The organism is Chryseobacterium sp. Y16C, assembly GCF_022488405.1.
Taxonomy (GTDB): Bacteria; Bacteroidota; Bacteroidia; order Flavobacteriales; family Weeksellaceae; genus Chryseobacterium; species Chryseobacterium geocarposphaerae.
On sequence record NZ_CP092711.1, the window covers coordinates 4,437,311 to 4,456,228 of the forward strand.

General features: G+C 38.0%; 13 protein-coding genes. 11 read left to right on the forward strand and 2 right to left on the reverse strand.

All coding sequences use genetic code 11. The features are described 5' to 3' along the window. Positions 1-68 precede the first annotated feature (68 nt). Together MKS83_RS20180 and MKS83_RS20185 are read right to left on the reverse strand one after the other, a co-directional pair. Positions 69-848, reverse strand: coding sequence for a LytR/AlgR family response regulator transcription factor (locus MKS83_RS20180; protein WP_240581059.1), 780 nt, complete (start codon positions 846-848; stop codon positions 69-71). Next, complete coding sequence (locus MKS83_RS20185) at positions 845-1,864, reverse strand: sensor histidine kinase (protein ID WP_240581060.1); 1,020 nt, start codon at positions 1,862-1,864, stop codon at positions 845-847. The genes MKS83_RS20180 and MKS83_RS20185 overlap by 4 nt, the downstream gene beginning before the upstream one ends. Before the next feature lie 331 nt (positions 1,865-2,195). Here MKS83_RS20185 and MKS83_RS20190 point away from each other — a divergent pair, with 331 nt between their 5' ends. The 11 genes from MKS83_RS20190 to MKS83_RS20240 all read left to right on the forward strand — a co-directional run bounded on the left by MKS83_RS20190 (position 2,196) and on the right by MKS83_RS20240 (position 18,918). After that, positions 2,196-2,582, forward strand: a complete 387-nt coding sequence (locus MKS83_RS20190; protein ID WP_240581061.1) for a hypothetical protein — start codon at positions 2,196-2,198, stop codon at positions 2,580-2,582. A 140-nt stretch (positions 2,583-2,722) separates the two neighbouring features. Next, the gene (locus tag MKS83_RS20195; RefSeq protein ID WP_240581062.1) at positions 2,723-7,066 is read left to right on the forward strand and encodes a CusA/CzcA family heavy metal efflux RND transporter; all 4,344 of its coding nucleotides are present in this window, start codon (positions 2,723-2,725) and stop codon (positions 7,064-7,066) included. Positions 7,067-7,069: 3 nt separating this feature from the next. Next, complete coding sequence (locus MKS83_RS20200; protein ID WP_240581063.1) at positions 7,070-8,209, forward strand: efflux RND transporter periplasmic adaptor subunit; 1,140 nt, start codon at positions 7,070-7,072, stop codon at positions 8,207-8,209. A gap of 44 nt (positions 8,210-8,253) precedes the next feature. After that, a complete protein-coding gene (locus tag MKS83_RS20205) occupies positions 8,254-8,718 on the forward strand; it encodes a heme-binding domain-containing protein (RefSeq protein ID WP_240581064.1) in 465 nt (154 codons plus the stop codon). Between the two features lie 71 nt (positions 8,719-8,789). Then, positions 8,790-11,297 carry a cation-translocating P-type ATPase gene (locus tag MKS83_RS20210; RefSeq protein WP_240581065.1) on the forward strand — a complete coding sequence of 836 codons (2,508 nt, stop codon included), beginning with the start codon at positions 8,790-8,792 and terminating at the stop codon, positions 11,295-11,297. A gap of 222 nt (positions 11,298-11,519) precedes the next feature. Then, positions 11,520-12,128, forward strand: a complete 609-nt coding sequence (locus MKS83_RS20215) for a Crp/Fnr family transcriptional regulator (protein ID WP_240581066.1) — start codon at positions 11,520-11,522, stop codon at positions 12,126-12,128. Positions 12,129-12,193: 65 nt separating this feature from the next. After that, on the forward strand, positions 12,194-12,505 hold the full coding sequence (locus MKS83_RS20220; RefSeq protein ID WP_240581067.1) for a rhodanese-like domain-containing protein: 312 nt from the start codon (positions 12,194-12,196) through the stop codon (positions 12,503-12,505). Positions 12,506-12,510: 5 nt separating this feature from the next. After that, complete coding sequence (locus MKS83_RS20225; protein ID WP_240581068.1) at positions 12,511-12,945, forward strand: OsmC family protein; 435 nt, start codon at positions 12,511-12,513, stop codon at positions 12,943-12,945. A gap of 138 nt (positions 12,946-13,083) precedes the next feature. Continuing rightward, positions 13,084-14,391 carry a TolC family protein gene (locus MKS83_RS20230; RefSeq protein WP_240581069.1) on the forward strand — a complete coding sequence of 436 codons (1,308 nt, stop codon included), beginning with the start codon at positions 13,084-13,086 and terminating at the stop codon, positions 14,389-14,391. Between the two features lie 118 nt (positions 14,392-14,509). After that, complete coding sequence (locus MKS83_RS20235; protein ID WP_240581070.1) at positions 14,510-15,598, forward strand: efflux RND transporter periplasmic adaptor subunit; 1,089 nt, start codon at positions 14,510-14,512, stop codon at positions 15,596-15,598. A gap of 92 nt (positions 15,599-15,690) precedes the next feature. Then, the gene (locus MKS83_RS20240; RefSeq protein WP_240581071.1) at positions 15,691-18,918 is read left to right on the forward strand and encodes an efflux RND transporter permease subunit; all 3,228 of its coding nucleotides are present in this window, start codon (positions 15,691-15,693) and stop codon (positions 18,916-18,918) included.

Genomic DNA, 18,918 nt, shown 5'->3' on the forward strand with positions numbered 1-18,918 from the left:
TGTAGCAATACCCAATGTTTACTTTAATATAAAAAAAGGTGAACCGTCTAAATCTAGGGGTGAAGTCATCACTGATCCAGCCACTTTCTGAAATGCATTGCTTTTGCTTTACTGACAAGGATCTGTTCCTGAGGTAGCGAATGTATTTTGACCAGCAGTCTGCCATTAAAGAAATATTCTACAGTATCTACAGCATTCTTGTTGATAATGAATTGGCGGTTAGCCCTGAAAAAGAGAGTAGGATCGAGCTCATGTTCCAGCTGTTCCAGGGTGAATTCCACTACATATTGTCTGCCATCGGCCATATGTGCGTATACTATTTCATTTGCGGTATGGAACCAATTGATTTTAGCCGCGTCAACAGGAATAAGCCTGCCGCAGTAATGAATAAGGAAGGATTTTTTATATTGCTTTGTTGTATACTGTAGTTCATGTAGCAGAGATTCCGTTTTGTCCTGTCCATTTTTTGAATTATCAGCAATAAGAGTATTATATTTAAGTAAAGTCCGCTGTATTTCTTCTGTGTCAAAAGGCTTTAAAACATAATCAATACCGTTGTTACGGAATGCCTCGATCGCATAATCATTATATGCCGTAACAAAAATAACGGGCTTTCCTATATTGATCTGTTTAAAGATTTCAAATGATAATCCGTCAGAAAGTCTGATATCCGAAAATATCAGATCATAATCACTATCGTTCAATGTAAACCAATCCATTGCTTCTGCTATACTTGGTAACGTCTTCACAATTTGGATTTCCGGGCTGATTTCTTTCAGAATATACTCAAGATTTCTTGCGGTTGCAGCTTCATCTTCGATAATGACGATATGTAAATTTTTTTTCATAATAAGGGAAGCTTTACGATGAAATATTCTTTCGTCTGGAAAATCTCTATTTCTTTATGGAATTGAAGTTTGTATCTCTCATTCAGGTTGGTAAGACCAAGCCCGGTGCCTTCTGCCTCACTGATGGAGGGCTGGAGATTATTTCGGATAATAAGCCATTTGTCTTCTTCATAAATCTCTACAGTTAAAGGATTTGAAAGGGTAGCTTTGTTGTGTTTAACAGCATTTTCCACCAAAGGTTGCAGTGATAAATGAAGAATTTGTTTGTTTATACAATCTTCGCTGATATTGATATGAATCTGAAAAGCATTTTCCAGCCTCATTTTTACCAGTTGGATATAAGATTTCAGGTGCTCAAGCTCTTTTTCGAGACTTACCATATTGTTACCTGAACGAGCCAGCGTATATCTGAAGATTTTGGAAAGATGGAGAATATAGTTTTGGGCCAGATTTGGATTTTCCCTTACTATAGCAGAAAGGCTGCTCAATGTATTAAATAGAAAATGCGGGTTAAGCTGCTCCTGAAGCAATTGCAGTTGTGCTTTTAGATAAGCGGAATTGAGCTGCTCGTTGATAAGGTCCTTATTTCTACTTTCACGCATCAAAAGAATAAGTCGGATAACGACAGCAATCATGATACTGCTGAGCAAAAACCGGGCAAAATATCCTCTGATTCTTCCTCCCGTAAGTTGGGGAGTTCCAAAAAGTAAAGAATGGACCATACTTCCCAGTATAATAGCTGCCACCAACACCAAGATATTGAATGTATAGAGTCTCCAATATTGTTTATTTTCTCTAAAAATACTCAGAAACTTACCCTGGGACAGGTTAAGATATAGTAACAAAAGGCAGAATGCCATATTATACAAAAACTGGTAGCCATATTCCCCAATATTGAACTGCCAGTAACGGGCGATAATCCCATCACTGTTTAGGGCCATCAACTTTGCAGAATTGACCATTAGTGTGATCAGAAAGGCACTGTAAAAATATATTTTTCTCTCGTTCTTAATCATTTTTACAAAGAAAGTAAAATATTGAAACTAACAATACAATAAACCGGTGAAACTGTAAAAGTTAGGGGTGAAAGAATAGATTCTGAAGACCATATTGTAAAAATTCTTGGGTAGTAATAGACTTGGAGTATCCCATATATTTGAGAATTGCTAACGTTTTTCAAACGCAATTCTTATTCATTGACTTTAGAGGTATGAAATAAATCGTCAGAGACTGTATTAATTTGCTAATTAGAAAGGAGGGTATTAGATAAGAAAATATAATAATGGAAAACAATGATTTGGCTTATTTAAAATTATTCTTAATGAAATATTTCATAATTTTGATACAGTGAAAAAGCTGATTTCCATATTGTTGTTATCCCTTTATTTGGTTTCTACAACCGAACTATATCAGCTTTTGAAAATGCCGCTTCTCATAGAACATTATATACAGCATAAAAGTCTGAATTCTGAAATGTCGTTTACTGCATTTCTGAAAATGCATTATGATCATCCGGTTAAAGATAGTGATTATGATCAGGATCAGAAGCTACCTTTTGTTTCACACGCAAGTCCTCTTTCTGTTGTATTTACCGTTAATCCAATTTTAGACCTTCATTGTATAGAAAAGGTATATAATCCTATTGGCATAAAACAAATTCTTTATAAAAATGTCCTTTATAATAAGGAAATTTTAAATTCTATTTGGGAACCTCCAAGATTTCATCAATCTTAATCTATTTTTCTCAATCATTCTTTGATTGAGGGTATTCTGTTTTTCCGGTAACGTATCTGCAAAAAATGTAGATGCATCCATTCCGTGTTTCAGACTACCTAAAACTTATCTCAATAATTAAGACTAATAATTAATCATTTATGCTTACAAAAATCATTGAGTTTTCTGTAAAGAATAAACTCATTATTGCATTGTTGGTATTAGGGCTTATTGGAATTGGTTCCTATCAGGTCACTAAATTACCGATAGATGCAGTACCCGACATTACCAATAATCAGGTACAGGTTATTACCATTGCTCCGTCTTTTGGAGCAACGGATATAGAACGACTTGTTACCTTTCCTATAGAACAGGCCAATAATAATATTTCAGGACTAAAAGAGATCCGAAGTTTTTCCAGATTTGGGCTATCTCTTGTTACCATTGTCTTTGAAGATGATGTTGATATTTATTGGGCTAGACAGCAGGTTGCGGAAAGACTGCAGCAGGTACAGGCTGTCATTCCGCAGGGAATAGGAACGCCACAGTTGGGACCTATCTCTACCGGATTGGGAGAAATCTATCAATATGTTGTAAGACCCGAAAAAGGTTACGAAAAAAAATACACAACCACAGAACTACGCACTATTCAGGACTGGATTGTGAGAAGACAGCTTCTGGGCGTAAAAGGTGTGGCTGAAGTCAGTAGCTTTGGCGGGAAACTGAAACAATATGAAATAGCGGTAAACCCTGACAGATTAAACGCTTATGGAATTACCATTAATGATGTTTTCGATGCACTAAATACAAATAACCAAAACACAGGCGGTGCTTATATCGAAAAAGGACCCACAGTTTTGTATATCAGAAGTGAAGGACTTATAGGCAATATAGAAGATATCCAAAATATTGCTATTGCGGCCAAAAAGAACGACATACCACTCTTTATCCGGGATGTGGCAGAAGTGAAAACCGGTCATGCAACACGATACGGAGCTATGGCTTACAATGACCAAGGTGAAGTTTCGGGAGCCGTGGTGATGATGCTGAAAGGAGAAAACAGTAATTTGGTTATTAAAAATGTAAAAGAAAAAATAGCCCAGATACAGAAAACATTACCAAAAGGCGTGGTGATAGAGCCTTTCCTGGATCGTACCAAAATGGTGAACAATGCCATTGGCACGGTCGAAAAAAATCTAACAGAAGGGGCTCTCATTGTTGTTTTTGTTTTGGTTTTGTTCTTGGGGAATTTCCGGGCCGGATTATTGGTAGCATCTGTAATTCCTCTGGCGATGCTTTTTGCTATTTGTATGATGAATCTTTTCGGTGTTAGCGGAAACCTGATGAGTCTCGGAGCTTTGGATTTCGGGCTGATTATTGATGGGGCAGTCATTATTGTAGAATCCGTTCTGCATCAGTTCAGTCACAATTCAAAATTTAAGAAAATCTTCTCTATCGGGAAGCTGGAAATGGATACCATTGTTATAGATTCTGCAGGAAAAATGATGAACAGTGCTGTTTTCGGGCAAATTATTATCCTAATCGTGTATCTGCCGATCCTTACTCTACAGGGAATAGAAGGAAAAATGTTTAAACCGATGGCAGAAACGGTTGCTTTTGCATTGTTGGGCGCATTTCTGCTTTCACTGACTTATATTCCGATGATGAGCGCTGTATTGCTGAAAAAAAGAAGCTCAAAGCCAAGTTTCTCAGATAGAATGATGAAGAAAGTAGAGCAGATTTATCTTAAAACGTTACTAAAAATCCTCAGAATCCCGAAAACGGTTTTCTCTGTGGTGATAGCCCTGTTTGTGTTGGCAATCTTTATTCTTAGCAAAATGGGAGGCGAGTTTATTCCTTCGCTTGAAGAAGGTGATTTTGCCGTTGATACCAGGGTTTTAACAGGAAGTAACCTTACTACCACGATCGAAAGTACCCAAAAAGCTGCTCATATCCTCAAATCCAGATTTCCTGAGGTAGAAAAAGTGGTAACCAAAATCGGAAGTGGAGAAGTACCAACTGACCCGATGCCGATGGACGCTTCGGATATGATGGTTATCCTGAAAGATAAAAAGGAATGGACTTCGGCAGCTACTTTCCCTGAGCTGGCAGACAAAATGAGCAAGCAACTACAGGAGGTGCCGGGGATTACCGCCAGTTTCCAGTTTCCGGTGCAGATGCGTTTTAATGAGCTGATGACCGGTGCAAGGCAGGATGTGGTGGTGAAGATTTTCGGAGATGATCTGGATGTTCTTTCCCAAAATGCTCAAAAGCTGGGCAAGATCATAGAAACAGTCAAAGGAACTCAAAATCTTTACATAGAACCTATTTCCGGGATGCCGCAAGTTATTATAGAATATAACCGTCCTCTGATCGCACAGTATCACCTGTCTATTTCGGACATCAACAGGATTGTGAATGCTGCGTTCGCAGGACAGAGCACAGGTCTGGTTTTTGAAGGTGAGAAACGTTTTGATATGGTTGTCCGCCTGGATTCTAAAGACCGTAAAAATGTAGATGATATTAAAAATCTTCTTGTTCCGACTCCTTTTGGAAACCAGATCCCGCTTTCGCAGCTGGCAAATGTAGAAGTGAAAAACGGCCCGAACCAGATCCAAAGAGAAAATGCACAGCGAAGAATAGTGGTAGGATTCAACATCAAAGGGAGAGATGTGCAAAGCATCGTGGAAGAGCTTCAAAATAAAGTGGATAAAGAAATGAAACTTCCGACAGGTTATTATATGACCTATGGAGGTTCTTTTGAAAACCTGAATAATGCCAAACAACGTCTGATGATAGCAGTTCCTGTAGCATTGGTTCTTATTTTCGTAATGCTGTTTTTTGCATTCAAGTCCATTAAAGAAAGCTTGTTGATTTATACAGCCATTCCGCTTTCTATCATCGGAGGTGTATTTCTTTTAGCGTTGCGTGGAATGCCTTTCAGCATCAGTGCAGGTGTTGGTTTTATTGCCCTTTTCGGAGTGGCGGTTCTGAATGGTATTGTTTTGATTTCGGAATTTAACCGCCTTTATAAAAGCGGGATCCGAAATATTGTGAGAATCATTATCGATGGTGGAGAATCCAGGCTCCGTCCGGTTCTGATGACGGCTTTCGTAGCTTCTTTAGGATTCATCCCGATGGCAGTGAGCAACGGGGCGGGAGCAGAAGTTCAGCGTCCGTTGGCAACAGTCGTTATCGGGGGACTGATGGTGGCAACTTTTCTCACACTCTTTGTTTTGCCTCTGCTCTATGTAACTATTGAAAAAGGATTTAAAATGAAAAAAAGAAATAACAAAAATATTGTGTCTGTATTGGTTTTAGTTTGCAGTTTAATAGGATTTCAAGCCAAATCCCAAACACCAATAAGCCTTCAAAATGCCATTAATACAGCATTGGAAAATAACAGGAATCTGAAAAATGAGAAGCTGAAGTCGGAGTACACAAAAGCACTGATAAAATCGGCTTCCGACATTCCGCAGACTGCTGTTACAATGGATTATGGACAGATCAACAGCGCCTACAATGATATGAAGTTCGGGGTTTCTCAGAATATTGCTTTTCCCACAGTTTATAAAAAACAAAGAAACGTCTATACGGAGGAATGGAAAAAATCCCTTCTGAATGTTTCTTTGAAAGAATTTGAACTCAAAAAAGCGGTAAGCCTCACTTTTTATGATATTCTTTACTGGAAAGAAAAAGAAAAACTGCTGAACGAAACTTTGAAGTTATACACGGATTTTTCAGATAAAGCAAATCTGCGTCTGAAAGCAGGGGAAAGTAACATTCTGGAAAAAACCACGGCCTCTAACCAGAAATCTGCCATAGAAATACAGCTTAAGCAGTTACAGCAGGAGCTTTCCGTGCTTCAATACCAGTTTCAGTGGCTTCTGAATACCGAAACGGATTTTACCCCAAATGATTCAAAATCTTTTGCAACATCATTAAATAATACATTGACAGAGCATCCTTTGCTGAAAATATGGGAGCAACAGAAAAATATTTCTGCCGAACAAATAGCACTGGAAAAAGCAAAAATGCTTCCCGGTCTGCAGCTGGCGTATAACCTGAACAGTTTCAAAGGAATGGGAGCGGATGATAAAGTCTACAATGCTTCGCCACAGTTTCATTCGGTGCAGGTGGGGGTTTCTGTTCCCATTTTCTCCGGTGGCCAAAAAGCCAGAATAGAAGCCGCAAAAGTTTCGCAGTCCGTGGCTGAAAGTGAAATGAAAAATGCAGAATTTAACCTGCAAAACCAGCTTAAAAAAGCCAACCAAATCTATCAGACCAATCTGGAAATAGTTTCCCGGTACGAAACGTCTGACCTGAAAAACGCAGACATCATTACCGAAACGGCAAAAAAACAGTTCTTGGCAGGAGAAATCAACTATCTGGAATTTGTGATATTAGTAAATCAGGCAGTAACGCTGAAAAATAATTATACCGATGCCGTTTGGAAGCTTAACCAAAGTGCCATTGAACTGGAATACCTTACATTAAATCCATAAAAAATGAAATCAATCTCAATATATACATTATTAATAAGCTTTTTCGTCTTTATCCAATGCAAAAAAGAAGATCCGAAAGATCCGAAAGCCAATTTGCCGAAAGATGAAAATGTCGTAATGCTTACCGATGCACAACTGAAAAATGCACCAATAGAGACTACAATGCTGTCTTTACAAAACATATCGTCGGTACTGAAGCTTAACGGGATGATAGATGTTCCGCCACAGAATCTGGTTTCGGTAAGCATTCCACTCGGTGGTTACCTCAAGTCTAGCGGCCTTCTTCCTGGGATGCCAATCTCCAAAGGACAAGTTATTGCTGTCATAGAAAATCCACAGTTCATCCAGCTTCAGCAGGATTATCTGATGGCAAAATCCAAGTCACATTTTGCAGAATTGGACTACAACCGCCAGAAAACCCTGAACCAAAGCCAGGCTAGTAGTGACAAGGCAATGCAACAGGCACAATCCGAGCTTAATAACCAGCGTATTTTGATGAACTCTCTTGCGCAGCAGCTCCGCCTTATCAATATTAATCCGGAAGCTTTAAAATCCGGGAGCATTACGAAAAGTGTACCTGTTTATAGCACCATTACAGGTTTTGTAAGCAAAGTAAATGTCAATATCGGGAAGTATGTGAATCCTTCAGATGTTCTTTTTGAATTAATTAATCCGGATGATATTCATCTAAATCTTAAAGTTTACGAGAAAGATCTGGAAAACCTGAAAAAAGGACAACGCTTCGTGGCATATACCAATGCAGATCCTGCTAAAAAATATTACGGGGAGATAATTTTGATAAGTAAAGACATTAACCAGGGAGGTTTGGCAGAAGTTCATTGTCATTTTGACAAATATGATCACAGCCTGGTTCCCGGGATGTATATGAATGCCGAAATAGAAACAAGTACCTCTTTTTCCAACGCTATTCCGGAAGAAAGTATCGTAAATTTTGAAGGAAAAGATTTTGTCTTTGTGGAAACTAAAAAACAGACATACAGGCTGACCCCTGTCACTTTAGGCGAAACTGAAAACGGCTTTGTGCAGATTCTCAACTTCGCAGACTTCAGCAATAAAAAAATAGTTACCAAAAACGCTTACACGCTTCTGATGAAACTGAAAAATACAGAAGAGGAAGAATAAAGATATATACTATAAAAATAAATTTTAATTAAACATTTACCATTATGAAAAAGTCATCGTTAATAAAAAAAATAATCTTTGCCATTATATTAATCTTTGTAATAATCCAGTTTTTCGATACCGATAAAAATATATCGGTTGCTGCATCAGAGAATGCGATCGGAAAGCATTATAAAGTACCGGATAATGTACAAAATCTTTTGAAAACAAGCTGCTACGACTGCCATTCCAATAACACAGCTTATCCTTGGTACAGTAACATCCAACCGGTAAAATGGTGGCTTGCAGACCACGTAAATTCGGGGAAGAGACATCTTAATTTTGATGAATTCAATACCTACACAACTAAGAAAAAACTGCATAAGCTGGACGAAATAACGGAGACCATTAACAATGGCGAAATGCCGCTCACTTCGTACACGTTAATCCACAGCAATGCAAAATTATCTTCTACGGATAAATCGGAAATAGAAAAATGGGTGGTTCAGGTTAAAAAGGAGATCAATTAATAATTAAAATCATCAATATTATTCTGTTATGACAAAAACATTCAGTAATTTTAATACTACATCCATTTCACATGAATTACAATATCCCTGAAAATCTCAAAGGTCTTACAGAAGCGGAAGTGGAAGCTTCCCGAAAAAAATACGGATATAACCGGCTGGAAGCGGTTAAAAAAGAAACATGGGCAGATATGCTTATTGATATTCTGAAAGAACCCATGCTTATTTTATTGATATGTGTTTCACTTATCTATGTAATCATAGGTGACTATGGTGAGGCTTTATTTATGTTGGTTGCGATAATAGGAGTTACGGCTATCTCTTTCTATCAGGATAACCGAAGTAAAAAGGCCCTGGAAGAACTTGAAAAATTGAACGAGCCTTTAAGTACGGTCATAAGAAATTCAAAGATTATTAAAATACCCACTTTTGAAATTGCTGTGGGAGATCTCTGTATTACCGAAGAAGGAAATCTGATCAATGCAGATGGTACCATTGTACATAGCAATGATTTTTCAGTTAATCAGTCTTCACTTACAGGGGAGAGCTTCTCTGTTTTTAAAGACAGCAAATCAGAAGATAATAAAGTATATAGCGGAACAATTACCGTTTCCGGACTTGCAGTTTTTGAGGTAGAACAAATAGGAAAAGAAACCAAAGTAGGAAAAATAGGGCAGTCTATACTAGGAATAAAAGAAGAAATATCTCCTTTACAGCTCCAGATCCGGAATTTTGTAAAAGGCATGGCTATTATTGGGTTAATAATTTTTTTGGCGGTATGTATTTTCAGCTATATTAAAACAGAAGACTTTGTGACCAGCTTATTAAGCGGTTTGACTTTGGCGATGTCTGTACTTCCTGAGGAAATTCCTGTGGCTTTTACCACCTTTATGGCTTTGGGAGCCTGGAAGCTGATGCGGGAAGGAATTATTATCAAACGAAGCAGTATTGTCGAAACGTTGGGGAGTGTTACCGTAATATGTACAGATAAAACAGGAACAATTACTGAAAATTCAATGCAACTAAAGCATCTTTATGACTATAAGTCTGATACGATTTATGAACAGGAGAATTTCAAAACAAAAGCGCTGGATGAGCTTATTGATTATGCGATGTGGAGCAGTGAGCCTGTTCCGTTTGATCCGATGGAAATAACCTTACATAAGGTGTATGAGCAGACTCAGGATTCTGACGACAGAAAAAATTATCAGTTATTTCATGAATATCCGTTGGAAGGAAAACCTCCTATGATGACCCATCTTTTTGAAAATGAACACAAAGAGAGAATTATTGCGGCAAAAGGTGCTCCTGAAGCAATTCTTACTGTTTCTGAACTTTCAGAAGAGGAAAAGAATAAAATCAGAAATATAATAAAAGAATTTGGAGAGCAGGGATATCGGGTGCTTGGAGTAGCCAAATCTCATTTTGAAGGAAATAATTTTCCTGAAAAGCAACAGGATTTCAGATTTGAGTTTTTAGGACTGACTGTATTTTATGATCCTCCTAAAAAAGGAATAAAAGAAGTGTTTCAGCATATTTATGATGCAGGAATTAAGGTAAAAGTAATTACAGGAGACAATGCGGATACGACACAGGCTATTGCAATGCAGGCAGGTATTATAAATGATGCTCCAGCCATTAATGGTAATGAAGTGACCTCAAGTTCAGAAGATGATTTAATGAAGCTTTCTGAAAAAACAACCTTATTCACAAGAATGTTTCCTGAAGCTAAGCTTGAAGTGGTGAATGCTCTGAAAGCACAAGGCAATGTAGTGGCTATGTTGGGAGATGGAGTGAATGACGGACCTGCATTAAAAGCAGCTCATATAGGAGTGGCAATGGGAAATAAAGGAACCGAAATTGCCAAATCAGCAGCAGCACTCGTCATTACGAATGATGATCTTGAAAAGCTGGTAGTGGGAATTGCTGCGGGTCGGAGAATTTATGCCAATATCAAAAAAGCTGTTCAGTATATTATTTCTATTCATATTCCCATTATCCTTACAGTTTCTTTGCCTTTATTCCTGGGATGGGTATTCCCTCACATATTTACCCCGGTTCATGTTATTTTTCTTGAACTGGTAATGGGACCTACCTGTTCCATTGTGTATGAAAATGAGCCTATTGAAAAAGATGCAATGCAAAGGCCTCCAAGAGTGCTTACAGATACATTTCTGAACTGGAGGGAGCTTATGGTAAGTATTATTCAGGGACTGGTTATCACAGCAGGAATACTATGGATATATCAATATTCTGTTCACCTGGGGAATGATGAGCCTACAACAAGAGCTTGGGTGTTCAGTACTTTGATATTTGCGAATATTTTACTGAGTTTGGTAAATCGATCTTTCCATTACAGTATTTTTGAAAGTTTTAAAAATCGCAATTATTTATTAGTAGGGATTTCCGCGTTGGTTCTTGTACTATTGTTTGTTATTCTATATGTAAAGCCGGTATCAGGATTCTTTAGTGTAGCGCCTCTTACAGTAAAAGAATTAGGATTGACATTCCTTACTGCTGCAGTTTCTGTGCTTTGGTTTGAGATTTATAAGCTTCTAAAAAGGCTTTTGGAAAGGAAATAAAAAATAATGATTCTTAACCATAAGGAAACGGAATAATTGGAGATGATTTTAGAGAGAAACCATGGTCTTTTTTATTGGTTTACTATCGAAAAGTTCATTATAGTACTGAAATGTTTAAAAGTTGTAGGATAAACATATAATACCTTTAAATATATGATTTTTTATTAATAAAAGAATGACTAAATGCAAAAGTAAAATGATTAATTATTTTTATATTTGAGAATGAATATTTATGAAATAGTAGATCCTGAATTCAAGAAAGAAATTGAGGAGAGTCGTGATTTAAAACTGTTCCCTGCTGGTACTGTAATTTTAGATATTGATTCCTATGTAAATTATATTCCGCTGGTGATGTCAGGTAGTGTTAAGGTCGTACGGACAGAAGAAGACGGACGGGAAATTTTGTTGTATTATCTTACTCCGGGAGAAAGTTGTATCTCATCGATACTTTCCGGGCTTACACAGGATACCTCAAAAGTTAAGGCTGTAGTAGAGGAAGATGCCGAAATTTTAATGCTTTCTTTAGTAAAAGCTAAGGAGTGGCTTACAAAATATCCGGAATGGTCAACTTTTGTCTTTGAACTTTACCACAAAAGATTTGAAGATCTGGTTACGATGGTCAACTCAATTGCTTTCCAAAAAGTAGATGCAAGGATTCTCTATTTATTAGATCAGAAATCCCAACTATACAAGTCTAAAGAACTTAATGTAACCCATCAGCAACTGGCTGACGAACTCGGAATTACAAGAGAAGCCGTTAGCCGTGTTCTCAAACAGATTGAAACGGACGGTAAAATAAAACTTTCCCGAAATAAAATTACCCTATTGTAACCTTCATCACTGACAGGCTTTTATCTGCACCCTACATTTGCATTATCAATTTAAAAATCAATAAAATGTTAGATGCAATAAAAAACCTTTTCGGAATGGAGAAAACCGACTATGCGGCACTTTTAAAAGAAGGTGCTGTAATCCTTGATGTAAGAAGCAAAAGCGAATATGACGGAGGACATATCAAAAATTCTGTCAATATTCCTGTTGACCAGCTTCAGAAGAATCTTTCGAAACTGAAGGATAAAAACAAACCTATTATTACCTGTTGTGCGTCGGGAATGAGAAGCGCTTCGGCTAAAAGCATTCTTCAGAATAATGGCTATAAAAATGTACACAATGGCGGTGGATGGTCAAGTTTAAACAATAAAATCTAATACTGATGGAAGCACATTTTTATAACGTAAATATTTCCTGGAAACAGGACAGGAAAGGCGAAATGTCTTCACCGGAGCTTTCTCAATCTGTAGAAATCGCAACACCTCCGCAGTTTCCGAAAGGATTAGAAGATATCTGGTCGCCCGAACATCTTTTCACCGCAGCAGTAAGCAGTTGTCTGATGACGACTTTTCTGGCAATTGCAGAAAATTCTAAATTGGAGTTTGTAAATTTTGAATGCAGTTCTAAGGGAAAATTAGAACAGGTTGAAGGAAAATTCCTGATGACAGAAGTTATTCTGGAACCTGTTGTTACTATAAAAAATGAATCGGACAGAGAAAAGGCAGAACGTGTTCTCCAGAAATCCGAAGCGAACTGTTTGATATCTAATTCGGTGAAGTCTAAAATTACAATGATTCCGCAAATAAGTTTGATGTAGTGTTTATTTCCATAGTTTATAATGTGACCGCCTTTGCAGGCGGTTTTTTTATTGATGCTTCGAAAAAAATCCCTTATGTAACTTTCATCACTGTACACGTGATTCCGCCAATCTAATTTTGTCTTAAAATTAGAAAGAATGAAAAAAGTGTTCACCTTCATCATTTCAACAAGCTTTTTTGCTTCGGCATTTTCACAGCAAACCGTAATGATTTCCAGAGCCGAAATTGAAGCCAAATCGCTCGACGAAAACCTTCAGGTCAAAATGGCAAAAAGCGAAGCCAGCCTTGCTCAAACCGAACTTCTCGGAACACGTGCAATGTATCTTCCGAATGTGACGGCATCTTACACCTTTACCAATACCAATAACCCTTTAATGGCGTTTGGCTCGAAGCTGAATCAGGAACGTATCACAATGATGGATTTCAATCCGGATAATCTGAACAGTCCAAAAAGCATCTCCAATTTTGGGACAAAAGTTGAAGTTCAGCAGCCGATTATCAATATGGATGCGGTGTATCAGAAGAAAGCAGGACAAATAAAAGCCGATGTTCTGAACATCAAAACCGAACGCACCAAAGAATATGTGCAGTTTGAGTTGAAGAAAGCCTATATGATGCTTCAGTTGGCGTATAAAATGAAAGAAACGCTGGAAAATGCAAAAGAAACGACACTTGCCAACAAAAAGGTCATCGATAATTATTTCAAAAATGGAATGATTCAGAAATCGGAAGTTTTGTATATGGATGTTCGTATTAGTGAAATCGACAGCCAGATTCAGTTGGCAGATTCCAATATCAAAAATGCTTCCGATTATCTCTGTTTTCTGTTGCATGAAGATTCAAAAGACAAAATTTTAAAACCCACCGAACCTTTGGAATATAATGGAAATTTAGTTGAAAACGACTTTTCATTAAATACTTCCCGAAAGGATTTGGAAGCGTACAATAAATCGTTGGAAGCCTATGATTTAATGATAAAATCGTCCAAAGCAAAATTTCTTCCGAAACTGAACGCTTTTGGAAGCTGGGAAATGTACGACAACAAAATTGCGCAATTCGATGCCAATGGATATTTGGTCGGACTTCAGTTGTCGTGGAATGTTTTTGATGGTTTGAAGTCAAAATCCGAACGGGAAAAATACAAATCCGAACTCCATAAAGCCCAAACCGAAATCGAGCAATACACCAAGCAAAGTCAGTTGGAACTCAACAAAGCGGTGAGGTCGGTTCAGGATGCAGACTCCAAAGTTACGTTCACAAAACAAGCTTGGGAACAGAGCCGGGAAGCCTATAGAATCAGAAAAAACCGATATGACCAAGGCTTGGAAAAATCAGCGGATTTGCTTTCTGCCGAAACGTTGATGTCCCAAAAAGAACTGGAATATCAGCAAGCTATTTTCGAGCATAACACGGCAATTGCTTATCTGGAATTTTTGAAGAAATAAATCAACAAAAAAACAATGTCATTCTGAATGAAGTGAAACGGAATGAAGAATCTTTACGATGTATTTGTGATTCTTCATTTCTCAGAATAACAAACGAAAATTAAATAAAATAATTACAATGAAAAGATACATTTATTCAACATTAATTTTAGGAGCAATCACTTTGCAAAGCTGTTCCTCGGACCAGGAAAAATCTGCGGTTAACACCGATGCTCCTGTTTCTGTAACCGTTCATAAGTCCGCAACGGCTTCGAACGGTGCTTTTCTCACAGCCAGCGGAAAACTGGTTGCAAAAAACTCTGTCAATATTTCCACAAGAATGATGGGCTATATCACTGCAATGAAAGCAGAAGTCGGACAAAACGTAAGAGCGGGACAGCTTCTGGTAAGCATCAATGCTACTGATATTCAGGCAAAAGGTGGACAAGCCAATGCACAGATTTCGCAGGCTCAGGCCAATTATAATATTGCCAAAAAAGATTACGAGAGATTTCAGAATTTATATAAATCACAAAGTGCTTCCCAAAAAGAGCTTGACGATATGAGAGCCCGTTACGAGATGGCACAGGCAGGATTGCAGGCTGCACAACAGATGAAAAACGAAGTCAATGCGCAATACCGTTATACTAATGTAACGGCTCCTATTTCCGGAACTATTACGGCAAAATTTTCAGAGCAAGGTGATATGGCAAGTCCTGGAATGCCTTTGTTGACGATAGAATCGCAGTCATCTTTGCAGGCGCAGGTTCTGGTTTCCGAGCAAAACATCACACAAATCAACGAAGGAATGTCCGTTCAGATTACTTTGAAATCCTTGAACAAAACGGTTTCCGGAACAGTTTCCGAAATCAGCAAATCGGCAGCCAATACTGGTGGACAATATATGGTGAAAATCAACATTCATAATTCTGCGGATTTACTTCCGGGAATGTTTGTGAATGTGCAATTTCCTACCCAATCTTCAGGAGAAGTCAATCAGGATTTTCAGGAAAGTGTGATGGTTCCGAAATCTGTTTTGGTTGAAAATGGTCAGTTGACAGGAGTTTATGTTGTGAGTTCACAAAATACAGCCGTTCTCAGATGGATAAAAACAGGAAAAACATTTGGTGACCAGGTTGAGGTTTTATCAGGTTTGAACCCTAAGGAAACGTATATACTGACCTCCAACGGAAAATTGTATAACGGAGTAAAAATTCAGGTAAAATAGTGTAACGATATATCAATGTAACAATTTACCAATGAAAGTCATTGTTACACTGTTAGATTGACTCATTTGTTACATTAAAAAAAATATTTTTTATGGAAAAAGGATTCGCAGGACGTATTGCCGAGTTTTTCATCAATTCAAAATTAACCATTTTACTGATGGTCGCATTGATGATTATCGGTGTGTACAGTTCCACATTAATACCAAGAGAAGAAGAGCCACAAATTATTATCCCAATGGCGGATGTAATGGTTGGTTATCCCGGAGCAAACCCAAAAGAAGTAGAAAGCCGTGTTGTAAAGCCTTTAGAAAAGATTATTTCTAATATTAAAGGTGTAGAACACATCCATTCGATGGCAATGAACGGACAGGCTATGATTATTGTTCAGTTTTATGTAGGCGAAGATACGGAACGCTCTTATGTAAAGCTTTACGATGAGCTGATGAAGAACAAAAACATCTTCCCAAAAGGCGTGATGGAGCCGATGGTGAAAACCCGCTCCATTGACGATGTTCCGATGCTTGGACTGACTTTATGGAGTGATAATAGTAATTATAACGACTTTCAACTCCGCCAGATTGGAGAAGAATTATCTTCGGAAATCAAAAAAATAAAAGATGTTTCCCTCACCAAAACTATTGGAGGTAGAAACCGCCAGCTGCAAGTCATTTTAGATAAGGACAAAATGGCTGAACTGAATGTAGACGCTCTATCGGTTATGCAGATGATTCAGGCGAATAACGGAAGTTCACAATCCGGGAAATTTGATTCGGGGGATACGGAATATCTTCTGACAACGGGACAATTCCTGAACTCTGCGGAAGATGTGGAAAATCTGGTTATCGGAACTTCTCAGAATATGCCGGTGTATCTGAAACAGGTGGCAACTATAAAAGATGGTGCTTCTGACCCTGCCAATTATGTAAGCTTCGGATATGGAAATGCTGTAGAAAACGGTAAAAAGTTTAAATCGGAATATCCGGCAGTTACCGTTTCAGTTTCGAAAGTAAAAGGCGCTGATGCAATGAAAATCTCTGAGCAGATTCTTACCAAAGTTGATGAGTTAAAGAAAAATCTCATTCCGAATGATGTGCATGTAGAGGTCACCAGAAATTATGGGGAAACCGCCTCACACAAAGTTTCTGAGTTGTTGATGCACCTTGGTGTCGCGATTTTGGCAGTAACTGTTCTGGTTATGCTGGCAATGGGTTGGCGAGGAGGTTTGGTAGTATTCTTTTCGGTTCCGCTGACGTTTGCTTTAACGTTGTTCAGCTACTATATTTTAGGATATACATTAAATAGAATCACGCTTTTTGCTTTGGTTTTTGTGGTCGGAATTGTGGTGGATGACAGTATTATTATCGCTGAAAATATGCACAGGCATTTTCATATGAAGAAACTGCCGTTCAAGCAGGCCGCAATTTATGCCATTAATGAGGTCGGAAATCCTACCATTTTAGCAACATTTACAGTAATTGCTGCGATTCTTCCGATGGCTTTCGTAAGCGGAATGATGGGACCATATATGTCGCCAATGCCGATTGGAGCTTCTATTGCAATGCTACTTTCGCTTTTTGTTGCCTTAACGGTAACACCGTATCTCGGATATCATTTATTAAAAGTGAAAGATAGTCAGGAACATAAAGAAGAACAAGGTCTGGAAACCAACAGAATTTATAAAATCTATAAAAAAATTGAGCAACCACTTTTAGATTCGAAATCAAAAAGATGGACAATGATGGCGGTTACAGTAGTTTTATTATTGATTTCCGTGATGGCATTTTTCACGAAATGGGTGGCGGTAAAAATGCTTCCTTTTGATAATAAAAATGAAATTCAGGTTGTCATTGATATGCCTGAAGGAACAACATTAGAAAGAACTTCTGCCGTTACTAAAGACATTGCACAATATCTAAAAACAGTACCGGAAGTGGTGAATTATCAAAATTATATTGGTTCTTCAGCGCCGATAACTTTCAATGGTTTGGTTCGTCATTATGATATGCGCGGAAGCAGTAATACGGCAGATATTCAGGTGAATCTTTTACATAAAGAAGACCGTGATAAGCAAAGCCACGATGTTGCTAAAAATATTCGTCCGGAAATTCAGAAAATTGCTGCCAAATACGGAGCAAATGTAAAAGTGGTGGAAGTTCCGCCAGGACCACCGGTTTTATCTACGATTGTTGCAGAAATCTACGGTCCTGATTACGAAGGACAAATAAAAGTAGCGAAACAGGTGGAAGACATTCTGAAGAAAACCGATGATGTCGTGGATATTGACTGGATGGTGGAAGCGCCTCAAAAAGAATTTAAGCTTGTTCCGGATAAAGAAAAGGCGATGCTGAACGGTGTTGCTCCGCAACAGATTGTCGGGAATATGACGTATCTGATGGGAGAATATCCGATTGGAAACCTTTACGATGAAAAATCCAATGACCCTGTGGATATTGTAATGAAGCTGAAAAATGCTGATAAATCTACGATTCAGGATATCACAGGTTTGAAAATCAAAGGACAAATGGGAATGGTTCCGGCTAGTGACCTTGTAAAGGTAGAAGAAAAAGAACTGGATAAAACCATTTACAGAAAAGACCAGAAAAGGGTAGTGTATGTTCTTGCTGATATGGCAGGAAAACTTGAAAGTCCTGCGTACGCCATTCTCGGAATGGAAGAAAAGCTAAAAAAAATCCAGCTTCCGAATGGATATTCAATGAATGAATTGTATATGAACCAACCGGAAGATGAAAGTAATTACACTGTAAAATGGGACGGAGAATGGCAGATTACGCTAGAGGTTTTCCGTGATTTGGGGACTGCTTTTGCGGTTGTGATTATCATCATTTATATGCTGATTGTCGGCTGGTTTCAAAACTTTAAAACACCAATTGTGATGATGGTTGCCATTCCGCTTTCACTCATTGGAATTGTTTTAGGACACTGGCTTTTAGGAGCGTTCTTTACAGCAACTTCTTTTATCGGAATGATTGCTTTAGCAGGTGTAATGGTAAGAAATTCAGTGCTTTTAATTGACTTTATAGAAATTCGTCTGAAAGAAGGGATTCCTATGAAACAGGCAATTATTGAAGCTGGAGCGGTAAGAACAACACCGATTTTATTAACGACAGGTGCAGTTGTGATTGGTGCGGTTATCATTCTTTTTGACCCTATTTTCCAGGGACTGGCAATTTCACTTGTGTTCGGAGCAATTGTTTCCACGCTTTTGACTTTGATTGTCGTTCCGTTGGTTTACTATGCTACCGAAAAGAAAAAATGGGAGAAAAAGTCAGAATCTGACGACAAGTTTTTTGAAGCATAA